A 1,874-nucleotide genomic window follows, 5' to 3' on the forward strand; every position below is an offset into this window, starting at 1 on the left:
TCGGGTGGTATCCGGCCTGGATACCACCCGAAACCGCCCCCGACGGCATCTGTGAGACGGACGGACGCCTCGGGTCAGCGGGTGCCGAGGGCGTCGGCGTCCTGCTGGAGGGTGCCGATCAGGTTCGCCACCGCGCGGGCCGTGTGGGTCAGCGTGGTGATGGAGACGTTGTCGATGTCGTCCTGGGGCGTGTGGTAGTTGTCGTCGCGGATCGAGAGCAGGCCCGTCGAGGCGATGCCCGCGTCCACGAACGGCGCGTAGTCCGAGCGGCCGTTGCTGCCCTCGGGCTGGTGCCCGTGGCCGTCGCGGTCGAGCTGCGCGCCGAGCAGGGACTCAGCACCGATCGACCCGCGCCGCACCCGGCGCCACTGCACGCCCCGCCGGACCGGGCCGGTCGTCGTCGTCCACAGGCCGTCCGGCGGGTCATGTATCCTTGTCCGCACGAACCATATTGACCAGTGAAGACCTCGGCGGGCCCCTGTGCGCCACAGATCCGAGGCGGCGAGAGATGCGAAGGGGGTCACGCTCATGGGGCGCGGCCGTCAGAAGGCGAAGGCCACGAAGCAGGCACGGGAGATGAAGTACTTCTCTCCCGGAACAGACCTCTCGGCACTGGAGCGAGAGCTCACGGGCGGACGCACGCGCGGCCCGGAGCAGGACCAGGAGCCCGAGTACGAGGATCCGTACGCGGACCTCTACGCGGAGGACGAGGACGACGACGCGCGGGCGCGATGACGCCCGCACGGCATCCGGCCCTGGACGGGCATCAGGCCGCCCTGCGGTCGATCGCCAGGGTGGTGGATGAGACAGCACCGCTGCAGGACCCCGAGACGGCGTCTCGAGGTCTGCTGCGTCTGATGGAGGAGTCCCGCCCGCTCGTGATCACCGGGGCCGGCGTGTCCACGGACTCCGGCATCCCGGACTACCGGGGGCCGAACGGGTCCCTGCACCGCCACCGGCCGATGACGTACCAGGAGTTCCGGGACGACCCGGCCGCCCGCCACCGCTACTGGGCGCGCTCGTTCGTGGGCTGGCGCCGCATGGACCAGGCCCGCCCGAACGAGGCGCACCGCATCCTCGCGCGCTGGGCGGCCGAGGGGCGGATCGCCGGCGTCCTGACCCAGAACGTGGACGGGCTGCACGCCGAGGCCGGACGCGCGGCGGGGATGCCGGAGGACCGGCTGATCGAGCTCCACGGGGACCTGGCGCGCGTGGCCTGCCTGAACTGCGGGGCCACCGAGTCCCGCCGTGACCTGGACCTGCGGCTCGAGGCCGCCAATCCGGGCTACCTCGAGCGCGTGGCGATCGACCCGGACGCCGTGAACCCCGACGGGGACGTCTCCCTCGACCAGCACTGGGTGGAGGAGTTCACGATGGTCGGCTGCCGGGTGTGCGGCTCCGTGAAGCTCAAGCCGGACGTCGTGTACTTCGGCGAGTCCGTGCCCGCGGCGCGGCGCGCGGCCGCGGAGGCGATGGCCGACGACGGCGGCACGGTGCTCGCCGTCGGCACCTCGCTGGCCGTGATGAGCGGCTACCGGTTCGTGCTGCGGGCCGAGCGGGCCGGGCATGAGACGGGGCTGATCAACCTCGGCCCCACCCGCGCCGACGCCAAGGCCCGCTGGCGCTGGCGCACCCCGGTCGCCGACGCGCTGGCCTGGCTCGACGCCCGCCTCTGACCCCCACCCACGTTTTCGTTCGGGAAACGGCGGACGCCGGGGCGTTTTCGTGCGGGAAACGGCGGGCGCCGGGGGTGTGGACACCGGGTGGCCCGGGGCCACGCACGACTCCTGCACAGGTGGCGCCGCCGGCGTCGTCGTCCACGGTGGGTGCTCCTGAGCGGGCGGGACTAGGTGTAAGAGGTCATGACGTTGTTG

The 1,874-nt window shown here is 72.6% G+C and carries 3 protein-coding genes; 2 read left to right on the forward strand and 1 reads right to left on the reverse strand.

Going from position 1 to position 1,874, the window contains the following annotated elements; genetic code table 11:
• Positions 1–74: 74 nt before the first annotated feature.
• Positions 75–443 carry a M28 family peptidase gene (locus HMPREF3105_RS07995; RefSeq protein WP_246830355.1) on the reverse strand — a complete coding sequence of 123 codons (369 nt, stop codon included), beginning with the start codon at positions 441–443 and terminating at the stop codon, positions 75–77.
• Positions 444–528: 85 nt separating this feature from the next.
• Between HMPREF3105_RS07995 and HMPREF3105_RS08000 the strand changes: the two genes are divergently transcribed.
• Positions 529–735: a DUF3073 domain-containing protein gene (locus HMPREF3105_RS08000; protein WP_036314242.1), complete on the forward strand. Its 207-nt coding sequence runs from the start codon at positions 529–531 to the stop codon at positions 733–735.
• A complete protein-coding gene (locus tag HMPREF3105_RS08005; protein WP_070709149.1) occupies positions 732–1,676 on the forward strand; it encodes a Sir2 family NAD-dependent protein deacetylase in 945 nt (314 codons plus the stop codon). Before HMPREF3105_RS08000 ends, HMPREF3105_RS08005 begins: the two co-directional genes overlap by 4 nt.
• Positions 1,677–1,874 lie beyond the last annotated feature (198 nt).

This window comes from Micrococcus sp. HMSC31B01 (assembly GCF_001816085.1).
In the GTDB taxonomy this organism is placed as follows: Bacteria; Actinomycetota; Actinomycetes; order Actinomycetales; family Micrococcaceae; genus Micrococcus; species Micrococcus luteus.

What these genes read in the sequence shown, in the direction of transcription:
- HMPREF3105_RS08000 (WP_036314242.1), top strand. Translation starts at nt 529, where the DNA reads ATGGGGCGCGGCCGTCAGAAGGCGAAGGCCACGAAGCAGGCACGGGAG.
- HMPREF3105_RS08005 (WP_070709149.1), top strand. Translation starts at nt 732, where the DNA reads ATGACGCCCGCACGGCATCCGGCCCTGGACGGGCATCAGGCCGCCCTG.